The following is a 17284-nucleotide window of genomic DNA, read 5'->3' as shown; positions in this document are numbered from 1 at the left end:
TTATGGAAAAAGAAATCAAAATATTAGTCTGTGCACACCGGGAAGCAGCCCTCCCGCCACATAAATACTTCTACCCCATCCAGGTAGGAGCCGCCCTCACCAACACCCGGTTCTACCATGCGCAAGACAATACCGGTGACAACATTTCTGACAAGAATCCCCATTTTTGTGAGTTGACAGCACATTACTGGGCTTGGAAAAACATAAGATGCGACATCATCGGACTGAACCATTACAGACGTTTCTTTGATTTCTACCGATCGTTTGCTTCCTTTTCACCCGACAGAAGTTTCATTAATCGTGATTCGTTTCTGAAAAAGAAATATTGCTTTCCCGATTTAGAGAAGTTATTGAATGATTATGACATCATACTTCCTTCCAAACGTCATTATCCTTACAATGTGGGCACGCAGTATGCCGTTTTCCACATTGTCAACGACCTCCATATATTAAAGGAAGTGATTCATGATGTCAGTCCCGAATACTCCACCGCTTTCGATACACTGATGTATCACAGAAATGCCTATTCCGGTTATAATATGTTCATAACCCGATGGGAACATTTCGACGGATACTCCGAATGGCTATTCAAGGTTTTATTCGAACTGGAAAAACGTGTAAAGCTCTCCGGTTACCCCGACCAAGCCCGGCTGTTCGGCTATTTATCCGAACGGCTCATCAACATATATTGCATCCGAAACCGGTTGAAGGTGAAGTACATTCCTGTCATCATGCCTCTGGATGAAGCATTTCGAAATCCCGGCAACCTCCGTTACACCCTGCGCCGCTTAAAAAACGACTTGATATATAAACTTACAAAAGTATAAAGTATGCCACTCATATCCGTCATCATCCCAATATATAACACCGAACGACTTCTGCCCAAATGCATAGAAAGCGTTTTGGCACAAACATTGTCGGACATCGAAATAATTCTGATTGACGATGGAAGTACAGACGAGAGTGGAAAAATATGCGACAGCTATGCTTGTAAAGACAAAAGAATACATGTGACACACATCCCCAATCACGGAGTAAGCCATGCACGGAATAAAGGAATAGAACTAAGCCAAGGAAAGTACATCCATTTCATGGACAGTGACGACCGGATGGAGCCCGAAATGTTATCGGAACTCTATCGTCTCATCCTCCGATATCATGCAAATATGTCTACATGTGGTTACTTGATCGAGGACGAGAACGAAAATATCATTTACCAAATAAAAGAGGAACAAACCTACGTTCTGAATAATCAGGATGCCATATCTTCTTTGTTTCATGACTCTTACTACAGATACAAAGGCAATTTATGGGATAAGTTGTACGATAAAAAGATTATTGACAAACATCAATTAGCATTCAACGAAAACATATACTATAATGAAGACCGACTATTCATCTTCCAATACATGATACACTGCACATCAATAGCTTGCACCACCATTCCTTATTATCACTATATCATTAGAAATGCAAGTGCCATGCACACATTCGGAAAGTCATATCGTGCCCATATGTGTACATTTATGGATGCTTTTGATATCATGACCACCCTCTCCGCCTCTTTTCCCGAGTCTGTCAGGAGAACCTTGTCTCAAGATTACATCCACAGTTCGATTTCATTCTTCAAAAAATATGCTACTCAAATGCCCATGCATGAAATACAAAACCGGATTCGCACTATCAAAAGAAACCAGTATACCTGTCTCTCCGTATGTGAGAAAATAAGGTACACATTATCTTTTGCCCACATACTGGTTCTTAAAAAATTCCATAGTCAGCCAATCCAGTGATAGCAGCGCAGCAAGAATTTCACCAGCCTGTAAACCATCCTATGAAATCCGGCCGTCCTGTTCAATTCCGGAATCAATTCCAACAAAGGAGAGTCTGCATATTTATATTTTTCATAATCCTTCAACACCCTTTCAGGGAAAAACGCCTTCAACACACGATACCTCTCCTCCCTCAGCAAATCAGTCTGCATAGTACTTAATCCAGACATATCGTAATCTGAAATAATTTTATCCAATCTGCGATAAGAAGTGTGCTGAAAAATCAACCTGTCCACAAAAAAAGACCAATCTGCAACCAGCACTAAAGACTCATCAAACCCTCCCTTTTCAAACAGTGCCCTCCTGATGAAAGCCGCCTGATGAGGAGGATGATTTCTAAATAAATCCATCATAGACAAATCATTACAGGGAGGCACTTTAAGCCCGCCGGTTCCTACACACTCCACCGTTCCAATGGCGATATCCACATCAAGTTTCTGCGCCGCTACCCATTCCAAAACAGAAGAATCATGAAAACAGTCTCCCGAGTTCATAAACACCAAATATTCGCCATGAGCCTGCGCAATCCCTTTGTTCATCGCATGATAGATACCCTTATCGGACTCGGACACCCAATAACTCAGTCGGGCAGCACATTGTTCAATCACCTCTTCACTGCCATCCGTAGAGCCACCGTCAATAATAATGTATTCGTAATCTCCAAAAGACTGGTCAAACACACTCTTAATCGTCTTCTGCAGACCAACTTTATTATTATAATTTATCGTTATAATGGTAAATTTATTCATCGCTTTATCCAATCAAAAAAACGAAGCACAGTGCCAACCGCCATTCCAGCCATGCCCAACACCAAGCGTACTCCCATCGATGGCTTATTGTGGGGATGGCACATATTGTATTCCGTCATACAGTTCAACATTCTTTTGAAATAAGCCAACTTCAAACTTGTATAATTTCCTTCCCAATACTCCCTACCATTGGTACCTGATATTCCACGCCACAAAGGACGTATTAAGAAAGGATAAAAGACAAAATCTTTTTGTTCATCAATGCTCGTAAAAAGAATATGCTCAAAGTTACATCCCTTGCTGTCATCTATCCTCTCCTTACGCGCCAAAAACGAATGTTGCAAGAAACCTTTATCGGTAATAAGCATTCTGCTGTCCGAATACCTCTCCCTCCTATCCATCTCACTCTGAATATCACAGTGAGGAAGGATATACCGATGAAAACCTATCATGCTATTTACATTCAATAATTTTAATCGTCCTGTTATCTTCACCAAAAAGTCACATTGGTGCACAAACAAGGAATGCTCTAATGCATACTCCAGGATGAGCGCCTCCCCATATCCTTTTCCTTTCTTCCTGTCAAACTCCTCATTTCCCTGAAATGTAACAAATTCCAAACGCCCACAATCTACAAACTTCCGAAAATCCCCACTGATATCAGTCCCCGAATTCTCAACAAAAACAATCGGATAATCCGTCTGTAAAAGATAAAACTCCAGTGCATCCTCATACTGCCTCCTCCGTATATCCACATCCGTAAGAGAAGTATGAATCATCTTCCCCGGATTAATACAAGCAGTGAGCACAATGACATATTTATTTCCCATACCACTATTCTTCCACTTTTCGCAAAAAGTCCAACCAATCCTCTCTGAACAGCGAACTCTTGATATTAAGATGTTCGCAAAAACGATTTCCGAAAAAAGAACTGCCAGGAAGAACGGTAAAGTACAAATTAGACTTCTCGGTGGTATAGCGTTTTACATTCCGTTCAGCAATATCAAAAACGATATGATACCCTCCATCGGACAATGTATAAGGAAGAATGACAAACTTAAGTTCATAAATACCGGGAGAAAGCGTCGTCAAATTCTGCGAATCATTATAATCCGTCCGTGCCAAAGGATACCCCCAAGAACTGTATAAATTAAAGCCAATTACCAACGAAGATATCTGCTTGGCCACCTTCACTTTCATGTACACTCTTATTTCAGAATCAGTATAAAACATACCGTCGTGATTTGAATCAATCGAAGCATACAACAGCTGAAGCACGTTGGGATCGCCATCCATACTTGTAAATTCCCGCTGCGTAACAATACCTCTTTGATAAGCATTTATCACCTCACCCATAATGCCTGAAAATGCAACGCTGCCATTCTCCAGCAAAACACCTTTGCGACACAACTGCTGCATACTTCCCATATTATGACTCACAAACAACACCGTTCTTCCCTCTCCTTTCGCCACATCCTGCATCTTGCCGACCGCTTTCCGTTGAAACTCCGCATCACCCACCGCCAAAACCTCATCCACCACCAAAATCTCCGGTTCCAGATGAGCAGCCACAGCAAACCCCAGTCTCACTGTCATCCCCGAAGAGTAACGCTTGACCGGTGTATCAATATATTTCTCCACACCGGCAAAATCGACAATCTCATCCAGCTTGCGAGTGATTTCGTGTTTCGTCATGCCCATAATAGCACCATTCATATAAATATTCTCGCGTCCGGTCAAATCAGGATGAAAACCTGTTCCCACTTCCAGTAAAGAAGCGATACGCCCCTTCGCCCTGATACATCCCGTTGTGGGAGAAGTGACACGAGACAATATTTTCAACAAAGTAGACTTGCCCGCCCCATTCTTGCCAATGATACCCAACACCTCTCCTCGCTCTACCTTAAAATTAATATCTTTCAAAGCCCACACAAAATTTCCCATCGCTTTCTGAGAACGATCGTTCACCTCGCCGATACGCAGATAAGGGTCTTCCTTTCCACGTATCCGTGCCCACCAGCGATTCAGGTCACGGCTCAATGTGCCCGTACCGATAGAGCCCAAGGCGTATTGTTTACTCACATTATCAAATTCAATTGCTATATTACCCATACTACATATTGTCAAATTACATCCATAAAACTACGCTGCACTTTATTGAAAGTGATCATTCCCCACACTACAATCAGGACCGTGAAAAGGAAACTATATCCCAAATACCACCAGCTAAAAATTCCTTCACCCAAAAATCCGTATTTAAACGTTTCGATAATGGAAGTCAACGGATTAGCTATTATCAACCACATATATTTTTCATGACTTTGCTGCATCACCGACAGAGGATAAATGACCGGAGTGGCATACATCCACAACTGCACCCCGAAAGTAACCAAGAACCTCAAATCACGGTATTTGGTGGTAAGCGAAGAAATCAGCAGACCGAAACCAAGTCCCAACCCTGCCAGCATCAGCACCAATAAAGGGAACAGACAAGCGTACTCATTTATCGAATAACTATTTACATCCGTCGCACCACCATCAAGCACACAGTACAGATAAATAAAAAGAAACAGTATAAACTGGATACCCATTTTCACCAAACTGGACACCACAATAGACAACGGAACAATCAACCGCGGGAAATACACTTTTCCGAAAACATTCTGATTGGCATTGAACGTATCCGAACAACGATTCATACACTCGGCAAAATAATTCCAACACAGCAACCCCGCCATATAAAACAATGGCCGGGGAAGCCCGTCTGTAGAAATACCGGCAATGCCTCCAAACACAAACATAAACATCAGAACAGTAAACAACGGTTGCAATATAAACCACAACGGACCTAATATTGTTTGTTTATAAAAAGTCACAATATCACGCCGGATATACATCACCAATAAATCACGATACCGCCACAACTCTCCCAAGTCCAACTTGAAAAATCCTGTTTTCGGCACAATCACCAATGTCCATTTCTCCTCTTCCATCATCTTTCTATTATCTCTTTCCACTCTTTTATTATGTTATTTATACTAAACTCGCGAGCATACTCCATGGCAATCCTACCCCTTTCGGCCAAATCCGTACTTGTTGCCATACCAACCATCCGTTCAGCCAGTTCCGCTATATTTCCATTTTCAAAAAGTACTGCGGCACGGCTCTCACCCAACAGTTCCTCCACAATGGGCAGATTTGAAGCAATAACCGGTAGACCGTGTGCCATTGCCTCCATCAATACCAACGGCATCCCTTCCCACCTCGATGCCAAAACATAAACCCCGGCTTGAACATAATAAGAATTTACATCGTTGGTAAACGGTTCTATCCTTATCCTGTCTTCCAGCCCATTTTTCGCTATCAAAGAACGATACAAAGAGTCTTCGGGCCCCTCGCCCACAATAACGAGATGCCATTGCATATTCCGCTTGGCAAACAAGGCAAACGCCTCTATCAACAAATCAAAACCTTTATGATTCTTAGAGAACCGCCCCACCGACAAAAAAGACTTATTATCAGGCCGGGCAGTTCTCTTCACTTCCATTGTCAGCGGATTGTATATCACTCTCGTTTCCAGTCCCAACTCCGTCTTATATCTCTGTTGATCCCTCCGGCTCAGGACAATAATCCGTTCAATATCAACCATCCGATTGCAGAAAAACGCCTTCAACCGGGGAAGATACGGATGCTTCTTTTCAAAAAACGCTTCATAAGAATTGTGCATCCAGCCCACCGTTCTCGGTACATTCAACTTAGACCGGACAATAGCCAAATGAAGACAACAATAGGCATGCACCCCAATCGCCACATCATAGTTTCCACCATTTATTTTCTCTATCAGTTCGTCCTGATAAGGCAATAAGAAGAAACTCCGTGCATACAGAGAACAAGTCCATTCATTCTTCGGAAGTAAATATTTACACACAAAACTACAGCACTTCTGTCGCAAACGCCGCCAGATACTGACCGGAGCATAGATGAGAGACACAAACCTGACAGAAGACCGATGGTAATCATACCGGCGGGTCTGCCTAATGTCATCCGTGGTCAATATCGTAACCTCATACTCCTCCGAAAGCCGTTTCGCCACTTCCGCCAGGACACGCTGCACTCCGCCAACGCCGAAAACCGTATCACAATAAAAAAGAATCTTCTTCATCACTCATCAGCTTCATTAAATGACAATTCCCTCCGAACAAAGAATCTCGGGATATCTCTCAGAATAAAGTTCCGTTATCCGGCAAGTATTCATTTTAAACCTTGCCCTGTCAAAAAAGCCACACACCGTTCTTTTTAATTTATTCGGATTATACCCGCATCCTATCCCCAATATCCGCCGCTGATAAATGCGGAGATGGTTGTGATAGCAGAACAAGGGCAATAATATTTCCCCCATAAATCCAAAAACACGCTGCGCGTAGTGATAAGGAGACAAACGAAGGTGTTTCTCCACCTCGTACAATATGGAAAACAACCATTCGGCATAACAATGAAACAATTCCTTTTTCATGATGAACATATTCCGCTGGGGAATATAGTTTTTCTTATAAAACACGTCCAGCACACTGTTTCTGTAAGCAGGATACAGCTTCAAAATAACCTGCTCCAATATCATATAATCAATGAAACCGGAGTTGAAAATATGCTCATCGACAACAGACCTGTCAAACACACGGGCAGTAGGCAATATCACATCATATTGAGTAAAGACATCAGCAAAATCAAGAGTAGAAGGAGTTTTTACAAAACATTCCCACGTAATACTATCCGATTCGATATGTTTGAAAATATATTTCTTCGGCGAGAGATCAAAATAACGCCGGTAATGACACAACCCTATATAATCGACATCTTTCAGATTCTTCCAAGCCCAATACAAACCGGTCAATTCACAATAAGTTTTATTCTTACCGCTTATATTGTCCCCCACATCATCTCCCTGACAGCCCAAATCAATAGTGGAAGCCGATTTACCTACCTGAACAGGCATATAAATATCGTCATCTCTTACAGGGCCTTCCTTATGGGTACAGACCAAGATTCTTACATTATGTTTTTCCATCATCATTTTTTATTATTGCCGTGTGTAGCACATATACAAAGATAGTCTTTTTTTTAGAAATTCGACTATTTAAGCATGATGTTTAAAAAATATTCCTACTTTTACACCGACATCCCTTACACAGAAAACAATGAAGACAGAACACTTTAGACAGCCCCTTTCGCTGATGCGTTTTCTGGCAGTAATATTAATTACCAATTCGCATATCGGGCCTTTATATCCTCCTCATCTGCAATTCCTATCTACCGGAGGGGCATTGGGCAACTCTTTATTCTTTTTTTGCTCGGGATTTGCACTGTATCTGAGCAACCGTGACACCGGATTTGCTCCGTGGGCAATTAGGCGGTTTACAAGAATCTACCCCAGTTTATGGATATTCATGACAGTGTGTTTCCTCGGAGGGATACAGTCTTTCCGTCTGCCGGACATTATTATTCCTACCTTTTGGTTTCTGCAAGCCATCTTTGTATTCTATGTTTTCTTCTTCTATTCCATCAAGTTTTTTGAAAGGCAGTTGTGGAAAGTCTGTGCCGCCTTTATCTTTCCGTTACTCGTCACCTATTTCTATGTGCCCCATCATGAATGGATTATCGAAAACACCGAACACAACCACTTTTTACATTGGTATTTTTATTACATCATTATGCTGTTTGGAGCCATCGCCGCCCAACGGCGGACAAATACAGAAAGCCCTTCTTCCATCGCCCGACCGCTGTCGGCTGTCCTATTGATTGTCACCGTCTACTACAGCTTAAAAATATATATACTTCACTCAGCCAGTCCCATCTATGATGTACAACTCTGCATTCCCATACTGCTGACACTCTTTAGCATTTATATGTTCCGACTTTTTGAAAGACTCTCCAATATTGGAACAAAAAAAACGGCAGCGATTGTAAACTATATTGCAAGTCTTACATTAGATATTTACATCGTACAATTCGTGATTATGGGCTACTTCACCCGATATACTTTTCCCTTTGGATACTTCGGTTCTATTGCTGCAATCTTATTGGCCGCCGGCATACTGAATTACATTTCGAAATACGCAACCTCCTTCTTAAGAAACAGCCTGTCAAAACTTATCATATAGACTCCTTGATCGACAGTCATATATGGATGCAATTCTTTTCTTAAAAAGTTCAATTCTGTCAATCACATATCTTTTTATCGGAATCCCCAACAATAATACACCTACAACTGCAAAGAACACCAAATAAGGGAAAACGACAGAACAAATAAAGAGAGATAACCATCTAAAAAATAAACAAAACGACCAAAATAAAAAGATGAAATATAAATATCCAGTCCATAAAAGGACACATCTGCCTTAAGTGCGGCCATATTACACCGATAAAACATTCGGAGTGCAGCATTACAAAAAACATTATAAGTAAAGAGACATACTTTCAGAAACATCTACTTATCTTAGAAAAGAAGGAAGAGTTTCAAAAAAAGAATAAGGTCTTTAAGCAAAACAACAAGGTCTTTGAATAAAACATCAAAGTCTTTTTCTAAAAGGCCTTAGTCTTTTGAGGATTTTATGTGAAAGCAGCTCTCTATTTTTCCCTTCACACCGAAATACCGATTAATAAAGGGTTTCAATAGCCGCAATGTGTGAAAGCTATTGTAAACTAAACTTATAGAATAGCAGAAAATGACAAGAAACAAAGATACTTTTAATACAGAAGCAAAAAAACAGAAAAGCGTATCCTGCTTATTTTAAATAATTTCTTTTTAACTTTATACTTTCCAGTCATTTCCGTTGCGTTTTTATTTGGGATTCTATCAGGAAAAGCTTATTTTTGTGGGAAATAATATGAAGGATGAAAATAGTGTATGTCTATGACGCCATCGCGCGAATCGGAGGCGTAGAAAAGATTTTAGCAGACAAAATGAATTATTTTGCCGACGTATGCGCGTACGACATTTATCTCATCACTGCAGCACAGGGAAATCACCCCTTCTCTTTTCCTATATCCGCACGAGTCAAACATATCGACCTCAATGCCCGCTTTCACCTGCAATATCAGTATAAAGCTCCATTGCGATGGTGGATGAAGTGGCGGCTGGATTGCGACTTCGAAAGGAAAATAAAGAAACAAATAGCACAAATAGACCCGGACATCATCATTGCTACCACTTACTATAAAGCAGATGTGGTGTGTCGGCTGGAATGCCGCGCCAAAAAGATAATCGAATCGCATTGCGTCAAGTCGCATACCGGCATCAATGATGGAATCAAACGTAGCAAACCCATTCAGCTTTTATACGATTATTTACTTAAGAAGAGCTTCCTCACCATCGAAGAAAAGAGCGATGCCATCGTATCGCTCACCGAAGGAGACAGTAAGGAATGGAATGCAGACTGTAAACGAAAATTTGTCATACCCAATTCCATACCCGAGATTCCACCCGCCACCAGTCCCCGCACGGCACAGCGCGCCATAAGTGCCGGCCGGCTCACCAAAGAAAAAGCATTCCACCGGATGATTGCCGCATGGATGAAGGTGTACCGCATACATCCCGAATGGCAACTGGATATTTACGGAGAGGGTGAAGAAAAGAAAGTTTTATTACATACAATTAAAGCGTTAGGACTGGAAGGAGTAGTGAGAATCCACCCTTTCAGTACCGACCTTGAGCAAGAATTCCTCGACAGCTCCATGTTTCTGCTATCTTCATTATATGAAGGTTTCGGACTGGTACTCATCGAAGCGATGGCCTGCGGACTCCCCTGTATCGCGTTCGATTGTCCATATGGCCCGGGCGAGATAATACATCACAACAAGGATGGGGTGTTACTACCCGATTTTGACAAATTGTCGACAGATGCCCATGAGTTATGGACAATGGCATGGTCTGTCAACAAACTGATTTCGAACCCATCTTTGAGAGAAAAGTTAGGCAACGCGGCAAGAGAAAATGCCAAACGTTTTCTGCCCGACAAGGTGATGACAAAATGGATTGATTTATTTAACCAACTCGCAGCACGATGAAAATAGTATATATACACGAAAGCATCGCCCATAAAGGCGGACTGGAACGGATATTTGTCGACAAGATGAATTATTTGGCAGACCGGTTACAGTATGAAGTATATCTACTCACAGCCTCACAGGGAAATACACCTGTCAGTTTCCCCTTGTCCCCCCGGGTCAGGCATTTCGATTTGGGAGTCCGATTTCATTCGCAATACCAATACCGATATCCCAAACGTCTGTGGGAAGCAAAAAAATTGGATAATCTGCTCAAAGAACGCGCCCAAATGATGATAGACAATATTCATCCTGATTTTATCATCTGCACCACGGCCTGGAAGCCTGAAGTAATCGGCCTGTTGAAAGGAAAGGCAAAGAAAATAATGGAATCGCATTGTGCTAGAGAATATATGGCAATATCGGACAATTTCAGTCGGGGCTGCGTCCGCGATTTGTTTGACCGGTATGCCGCACGCACCAAGTTCTGTGCTGTGCGGAAATATTGTGACGTGTTGGTAACGCTGACCGTAAGCGATGCACGGTCGTGGGCAAAAGGATGCAAGCAGCCGATACGTATCATCCCCAATTTCACATCGTTCGTTTCTTTGGAAGACTGTCCCAACTATAATGTGCCCCGTGCCATAGCCGTGGGGCGGCTCACTTATCAAAAAGGATTTGACCAACTGATTAAAGCCTGGGCGGAGGTCTATAAGATATATCCCGCCTGGAAGCTGGACATCTTTGGCGAAGGAATACTGAAGGACGAGCTGAAAGCACAAATAAAAGCTTATGGACTGGAAAACACGGTGACTATCCGCCCCTTTACGGACAACATAGCGGAAGAATATCTCAAGAGTTCCTTCTTCGTGCTCAGTTCCAATTATGAAGGTTTCGGGCTGGTGCTCATCGAAGCAATGGCGTGCGGATTACCCAGTGTGGCATACAACTGTCCGCATGGACCCGCTGATATCATCTATAACGAAAAAGACGGTATGTTGGTGGAGAAAAATGATTTAAAATGTTTTACCCGGAGTTTGATAAAAATGATCCAATGTAATGAAAACAGAGAGTGGATGGGGCAAAATGCCAAAATCGACATGAAGCGTTATTCGCCGGAGAACATCATGGCAAAATGGAATAACCTATTCAAAAAAATGACATGAAAATTATATATGTATATGACACAATAGCCGTTGTGGGCGGGATAGAACGAATATTTGTCGACAAGATGAATTATCTGGCAGACCACTTACACCACGAGGTATATCTGATTACTTCGTCACAGGGAGAACATCCAATCAGTTTCCCTCTATCACCCAATGTGCAGCATATCGACCTTGATATACGTTATCATGTGTGCTACGGCTATCCGCTGCCCCAACGCATATGGATGAAGTTCAGGCTGCAACAACTAAGCAAAAAGCGTCTAAAAGATACAATAAAAAAAATAGATCCAGATATTATCATTTGTACTACAACCTACATGGTGACTGAGATATGCCGGCTGAAATGTCGCGCCAAAAAGGTCATCGAGTCACATGGGGCGAGAGACTTTATCCACCTTACAGATGATTTCAAGATGGGGTTCTTTAAAGACTTGAGAAATGAATGGAACACACGCAGACGTTTCCGACAGATAGAAAAATGCAGCGATGCTGTGGTGGTAACGCTTACGCAAGCGGATGCTAAAGCATGGAGCAAAGCACCGCATGTGCGCGTTATTCCCAATTTCACAAAATTCATCGTTCCCCAAAGCAGTTCATGCGAGGTACACCGCGTAATAGCGATCGGACGACTCACCTATCAGAAAGGATTTGACAGACTGATTGATGCGTGGACTATCGTCAACAGGCGGCATCCCGACTGGAAATTGGATATCTTCGGCGAAGGTATCCGCCGGGAGGCATTGAGCAAACAAATCCGTAACAACGGTTTGGAAAAGTCGGTTACCATTCATCCTTTTACGAAGAATATAGCACAAGAATACCTCAACAGTTCCATCTTCGCCCTAAGTTCCAATTATGAAGGTTTCGTGTTGGTGCTGCTGGAAGCAATGGGCTGCGGACTGCCGTGTGTCGCCTTTGACTGCCCTAACGGACCGGCAGAAACAATCCGAAACGGAGAGGATGGTTTCTTGGTGGAAAATGGTAATATAAAGGAATTTGCCGAAGCTCTGTGCCACTTCATAGAGCATGAAGAGGAACGCAAATCATTTGGCCACCGAGCACGAAAAAACATTGAACGCTACGCACCGGAAGTTATCATGCCGATGTGGGAAAAACTTTTCAACGAACTGAAGGAGAAATGAAAATTGTATATCTATATACGTCCTTGACCACCGTAGGTGGTGCTGACAGAATCGTCATTCAAAAGGCAAATTATCTGGCTGACGTAATGGGGCATGAAGTGTATGTAATCACTGATTCGCAGACAGGAAGGGCAGTCATCTTTCCGCTGTCACCCAAGGTTAAGCATATTGATCTGGACATCAACTTCGACAGACAATACCGTCACGGCTTGCTGCTCAGAAGTCTTTACTATTTCATGCTCATGTTTGTTTACAGAAAGAAACTCGGCAGATTACTGGAACACATCAAAGCAGACATTGTTATCAGTACATTGGGACGTGATATTGACTTCCTGACTCAACTGAATGACGGAAGTAGAAAAGTGGGAGAAGCCCATACCACCCGAATGAACTTACGCAAAACACAAGACTTGCTGGAAGGCGGATTCGTACATCGTATGATAGGAAAACGACTTAAAAAAAAGATAGATACTGCTGTAAAACAACTAGACGCTTTCGTCGTACTCAATGAACACGAGAAAGAAGAATGGGCAACCGTCAGACCCGCCGTTATCATTCCTAATTCATTGCCATTCTATCCCGCCGTTCCAAGCACATTGTCAGCCTCCAGAGCCATTTGTGTGGGCAGATTGGAATGGGAAAAAGGAATAGACAGGCTGATTGATATCTGGTTGTCGGTGCATAATACACACCCCGATTGGGTATTGGACATTTACGGACAAGGAATGCTTCAAGACGAACTGCAGCAAAAAATTCTAGCTGCAAATGCAGGAACTTATATACACCTCAAAGGAAGCAGTCCCGATATTATGTATGAATATCTCAACTGTTCCCTATTGGTATTGACATCCAGATACGAAGGATTCCCAATGGCACTGCTCGAAGCTATGGCCTGCGGAGTGCCCTGCGTAACATACGATTGCCCTTTCGGACCACGGAGTATGATTACGAATATGAGAAACGGTATTCTTGTCGAAGAAGGAGATAAAAAGGAAATGGTGGATAAAATAAATTATCTGATTGAGAATGAAAAGAACAGAAAAAAAATAGGAACCAATGCGCGAAAATATGTATTACAGTATTCGCAAAAGAATATCATGGATAAATGGAATATCCTTTTTAACAATTGCCTAACCCTCACATCATGAGAATTATTTTTTTATTATATCACGGTTTCTCCGAGAGCAGCGGCATCAGCAAAAAGATTCTATGCCAGATAAAGGCATTGCGCGAGCTGGGACATAGAGTGAACGTCTGCACATATGACATGAATAAAAACCGACACCGGGTGCGCATGATGGATGAAGAGATTATAGAAGATTATGGCACGGGAAAATGGGCAGCCGTCAGGAAAAGGATTTCATACGATGGCATCTACCGCTATGCCGTTGCTCAGGAGGTCAACATGATTTATGTGCGTTCGTTTCACAATGCCAATCCGTTTACGGTCCGCCTGTTCTACCGGTTGCAGAAAGCCGGAATAAAGATTGCAATGGAAATCCCCACCTATCCATACGATTCAGAGTATAAAGGCTTTCCGTTCTTCACCCGATGCGGATTACAAATAGACAGACTCTTCCGCAAGACGTTAGCAAAGCGAGTCAACGGTATTGTCACATTTTCAGACGAAAAAACGATATTCGGCCAACGCACTGTCAGGATATCCAACGGGGTGGATTTCGATACTGTTCCACTCCGAAAGACAATAAACAATAATTCGTCCCCTACTCTCCATTTAATAGGAGTTGCGGAAGTCCACTACTGGCACGGCTACGACCGACTGATACACGGACTAGGAGAGTATTACCGACAATATCACGACAAAGAAATTTATTTCCATATTGTAGGCGGAGTATGGAAATCAGAAATGTATCATTCGCAACATGCTCCGGGTTTTCATGAACTCATTACCCACTATCACATCGAGAAACAAGTCATTTTTCACGGACAGAAAATGGGAAAAGAGTTGGATGAACTATTCGACCTGGCAGACTTTGCCATCGGTAGTCTGGCACGCCACCGCAGCCACATCGATAAAATAAAGACACTCAAAAACAGGGAGTATGCAGCTCGCGGCATACCGTTCATCTATTCGGAAACGGATGAAGATTTTGACCGTATGCCTTACATTCTCAAAGCACCTGCCGATGAAAGTGCCATCGATATCACAAAGATTATCCGGTTCTGCTCAACTCTCGATATTCCACCGAAACAAATAAGAAACTCCATCTACCATCTATCTTGGAAAAATCAAATGGAAAAGGTGATAAAAGAGTTATAAAAATTTTAATATCAAAGATAAAAAACTTACATTTGTCAAACAACATACAAGAAGGGGCAGTATGGATAGAAAACCGGTTATCGTTTATTGTACGCCGTCTCTTTATATTCCCGGAGGAATAGAAAGAGTCTTAACAACAAAGGCTAATTATCTGGCAGATGTGGCGGGATATACAGTCTACATCATTTTGACAGATGGTCAAGATAAATCACCTTATTATCCGTTGTCTTCTCAAATACGGCTCATCCAACTGGGCATTGAGTTTGAAGAGCTATGGGATTTGCCTTTGTACAAAAAAATAATAGTATACCTCCAAAAACAACGCATATATAAATGTAAACTGAGAAATGTCTTGTTCAGCATTAAGCCCGATATTACCGTCTCTTTGATGCGAAGGGAAATAAATTTCATCACTTCTATAAAGGATGGCAGCAAGAAAGTGGGCGAACTGCATATCAATAAAAAGAATTATCGCAACTTTAAAACAGAGACCAACAACTTCTTCAAAAAAATGCTCTCTACTTTTTGGAGTAAACAATTAATTCATAAATTACAAAAGCTCGATCAATTCATTGTTCTTACTCAAGAAGATAAAGAAGATTGGAAAGAAGTAAAAAAAATCAGTGTCATTCCTAATCCTTTACCATTTTACCCGGAAACCTTTTCACAATGTACACAGAAAAATATCATTGCAGTTGGTCGGTTCTCGCATGAAAAAGGATTTGACTTATTAGCACAAGCTTGGAAAATCGTCTGCCGGAAACATAACGACTGGCATTTGCAATTATACGGAGGAGGAGATAAAACGTCCTTATACAAATTAATATTACAATTAAATATTACCGACAGTTTTCAAATAAACGAAGCGACTACCGATATTTTGAAAAAATATACTGAGAGTTCTATTTGTATACTAAGTTCACGTTTTGAAGGCTTCGGAATGAGTATCGCAGAAGCAATGTCCTGCGGAATTCCTGTAGTTTCTTTTAACTGTCCGTGTGGACCTCGCTATATTATTCGAGATGGAGAAGATGGTATCTTAGTAGAAAACGGGAATGTGGAGCAATTGGCGGATAAAATATGCTATTTAATTGAAAATGAACACAGAAGAAAAGAAATGGGACGCAAAGCGCATATCAATATAAAAAGATTTGAAACAGAGCAGATTATGTCTCAATGGATAAAGCTGTTTGAAGAATTATTAAGAATATAGAGAGTCATGAAATGGTATACCGATTATTTATCCGCATATGAAAAGCCATACAGTGAGTTGCCTCCCCCACTCACCAACAGAGTCAAAAAAAGAATCAGAGAGTTGAAACATCCCAATCCTTTGGTTTCAGTGGTGGCTATCGCTCATAATGAAGGAAACAGAATTTTCTCTTGCCTATGGTCGATATGCGAAAACAACTGTCACTTTCCCATAGAAATCATAGTCGTCAACAACCATTCTACAGATAATACGGAAAGTATATTGAAAAAACTAGGTGTGACTTATTATAATGAAGAACAGAAAGGACCCGGATTTGCCCGACAATGCGGACTGAATCATGCCAAAGGAAAATATTGTGTTTGCATTGATTCGGACACGATGTATCCTCCTCTCTATATCACAACAATGACAAAAGCATTGCAACAAAAAGGAGTCATGGCAGCGTATGCCCTTTGGAGTTTCCTTCCCGACAAACATTATTCACAAACAGGACTTTTTTTCTATGAAAAACTGCGTGATGTTTATTTCAACATACAGCATCTACGAAGACCTGAACTCAATGTACGAGGAATGGTCTTTGCTTTTCAAACAGACACGGCACACAAAGTAGGTTTCAGAACCGACATCATTCGTGGCGAGGATGGTTCGCTGGCATTGGGACTGAAAAAATACGGAAAAATAAAATTTGTCAGAAGCCGTAAAGCACGTGCTGTCACAGGCTATGGCACTATCTCTGCCGATGGTTCACTTTTCAACAGCTTTTGGAAGAGGACGGTCAAAGGAATTAACAATTTTACCTCTTTGTTTCATTACAAAGAAAAATATGAAGACGAGGATTCAAACTTGATAAAATAA

16 protein-coding genes are annotated in these 17284 nt (G+C 41.7%); 10 read left to right on the top strand and 6 right to left on the bottom strand.

Annotation, left to right across the window (positions count from 1 at the left end):
- Window positions 1–2: 2 nt before the first annotated feature.
- Window positions 3–827, top strand: coding sequence for a DUF4422 domain-containing protein (locus tag HMPREF1534_RS15270; protein WP_005937221.1), 825 nt, complete (start codon window positions 3–5; stop codon window positions 825–827).
- Between the two features lie 3 nt (window positions 828–830).
- Complete coding sequence (locus HMPREF1534_RS15275; RefSeq protein WP_005937218.1) at window positions 831–1793, top strand: glycosyltransferase family 2 protein; 963 nt, start codon at window positions 831–833, stop codon at window positions 1791–1793.
- On the opposite strand, the gene HMPREF1534_RS15280 is transcribed toward HMPREF1534_RS15275, so the two are convergent.
- From HMPREF1534_RS15280 to HMPREF1534_RS15305, 6 genes are read right to left on the bottom strand one after another with little or no spacing between them, the layout of a single operon-like run.
- Window positions 1778–2581: a glycosyltransferase family 2 protein gene (locus HMPREF1534_RS15280; protein WP_005937216.1), complete on the bottom strand. Its 804-nt coding sequence runs from the start codon at window positions 2579–2581 to the stop codon at window positions 1778–1780. The two genes, HMPREF1534_RS15275 and HMPREF1534_RS15280, sit on opposite strands and share 16 nt — an antisense overlap.
- Window positions 2578–3411 carry a hypothetical protein gene (locus HMPREF1534_RS15285; RefSeq protein ID WP_005937213.1) on the bottom strand — a complete coding sequence of 278 codons (834 nt, stop codon included), beginning with the start codon at window positions 3409–3411 and terminating at the stop codon, window positions 2578–2580. Before HMPREF1534_RS15285 ends, HMPREF1534_RS15280 begins: the two co-directional genes overlap by 4 nt.
- Before the next feature lie 4 nt (window positions 3412–3415).
- Window positions 3416–4693 (bottom strand): ABC transporter ATP-binding protein, encoded by a 1278-nt coding sequence (locus HMPREF1534_RS15290; protein ID WP_005937211.1) that lies wholly within the window; start codon window positions 4691–4693, stop codon window positions 3416–3418.
- Between the two features lie 11 nt (window positions 4694–4704).
- Window positions 4705–5574, bottom strand: coding sequence for an ABC transporter permease (locus HMPREF1534_RS15295; protein ID WP_032932077.1), 870 nt, complete (start codon window positions 5572–5574; stop codon window positions 4705–4707).
- The gene (locus HMPREF1534_RS15300; protein ID WP_005937204.1) at window positions 5574–6743 is read right to left on the bottom strand and encodes a glycosyltransferase; all 1170 of its coding nucleotides are present in this window, start codon (window positions 6741–6743) and stop codon (window positions 5574–5576) included. Before HMPREF1534_RS15300 ends, HMPREF1534_RS15295 begins: the two co-directional genes overlap by 1 nt.
- A gap of 15 nt (window positions 6744–6758) precedes the next feature.
- Window positions 6759–7652: a DUF4422 domain-containing protein gene (locus HMPREF1534_RS15305; RefSeq protein ID WP_018452287.1), complete on the bottom strand. Its 894-nt coding sequence runs from the start codon at window positions 7650–7652 to the stop codon at window positions 6759–6761.
- Window positions 7653–7776: 124 nt separating this feature from the next.
- Between HMPREF1534_RS15305 and HMPREF1534_RS15310 the strand changes: the two genes are divergently transcribed.
- The 8 genes from HMPREF1534_RS15310 (at window position 7777) to HMPREF1534_RS15345 (ending at window position 17284) form a co-directional block, all read left to right on the top strand.
- Complete coding sequence (locus HMPREF1534_RS15310; RefSeq protein WP_005937196.1) at window positions 7777–8739, top strand: acyltransferase family protein; 963 nt, start codon at window positions 7777–7779, stop codon at window positions 8737–8739.
- Window positions 8740–9472: 733 nt separating this feature from the next.
- A complete protein-coding gene (locus HMPREF1534_RS15315) occupies window positions 9473–10645 on the top strand; it encodes a glycosyltransferase family 4 protein (RefSeq protein ID WP_005937190.1) in 1173 nt (390 codons plus the stop codon).
- Window positions 10642–11790, top strand: coding sequence for a glycosyltransferase family 4 protein (locus tag HMPREF1534_RS15320; protein ID WP_005937187.1), 1149 nt, complete (start codon window positions 10642–10644; stop codon window positions 11788–11790). Before HMPREF1534_RS15315 ends, HMPREF1534_RS15320 begins: the two co-directional genes overlap by 4 nt.
- On the top strand, window positions 11787–12935 hold the full coding sequence (locus tag HMPREF1534_RS15325) for a glycosyltransferase family 4 protein (protein WP_005937185.1): 1149 nt from the start codon (window positions 11787–11789) through the stop codon (window positions 12933–12935). The genes HMPREF1534_RS15320 and HMPREF1534_RS15325 overlap by 4 nt, the downstream gene beginning before the upstream one ends.
- Window positions 12932–14083 carry a glycosyltransferase family 4 protein gene (locus HMPREF1534_RS15330; protein ID WP_005937182.1) on the top strand — a complete coding sequence of 384 codons (1152 nt, stop codon included), beginning with the start codon at window positions 12932–12934 and terminating at the stop codon, window positions 14081–14083. The genes HMPREF1534_RS15325 and HMPREF1534_RS15330 overlap by 4 nt, the downstream gene beginning before the upstream one ends.
- Window positions 14080–15216, top strand: a complete 1137-nt coding sequence (locus HMPREF1534_RS15335) for a glycosyltransferase family protein (protein WP_005937179.1) — start codon at window positions 14080–14082, stop codon at window positions 15214–15216. Before HMPREF1534_RS15330 ends, HMPREF1534_RS15335 begins: the two co-directional genes overlap by 4 nt.
- 61 nt (window positions 15217–15277) lie before the next feature.
- Entirely contained in the window at window positions 15278–16429 is a 1152-nt protein-coding gene (locus tag HMPREF1534_RS15340) for a glycosyltransferase family 4 protein (protein WP_005937175.1), read from the top strand.
- A 6-nt stretch (window positions 16430–16435) separates the two neighbouring features.
- The gene (locus HMPREF1534_RS15345) at window positions 16436–17284 is read left to right on the top strand and encodes a glycosyltransferase family 2 protein (protein ID WP_005937173.1); all 849 of its coding nucleotides are present in this window, start codon (window positions 16436–16438) and stop codon (window positions 17282–17284) included.

Origin of the sequence: Phocaeicola massiliensis B84634 = Timone 84634 = DSM 17679 = JCM 13223, assembly GCF_000382445.1 — a bacterium.
GTDB classification, from domain to species: Bacteria; Bacteroidota; Bacteroidia; order Bacteroidales; family Bacteroidaceae; genus Phocaeicola; species Phocaeicola massiliensis.
The sequence above is the reverse complement of the archived record's forward strand: the minus strand, read 5'-3'. Positions and strand labels throughout refer to the sequence as shown.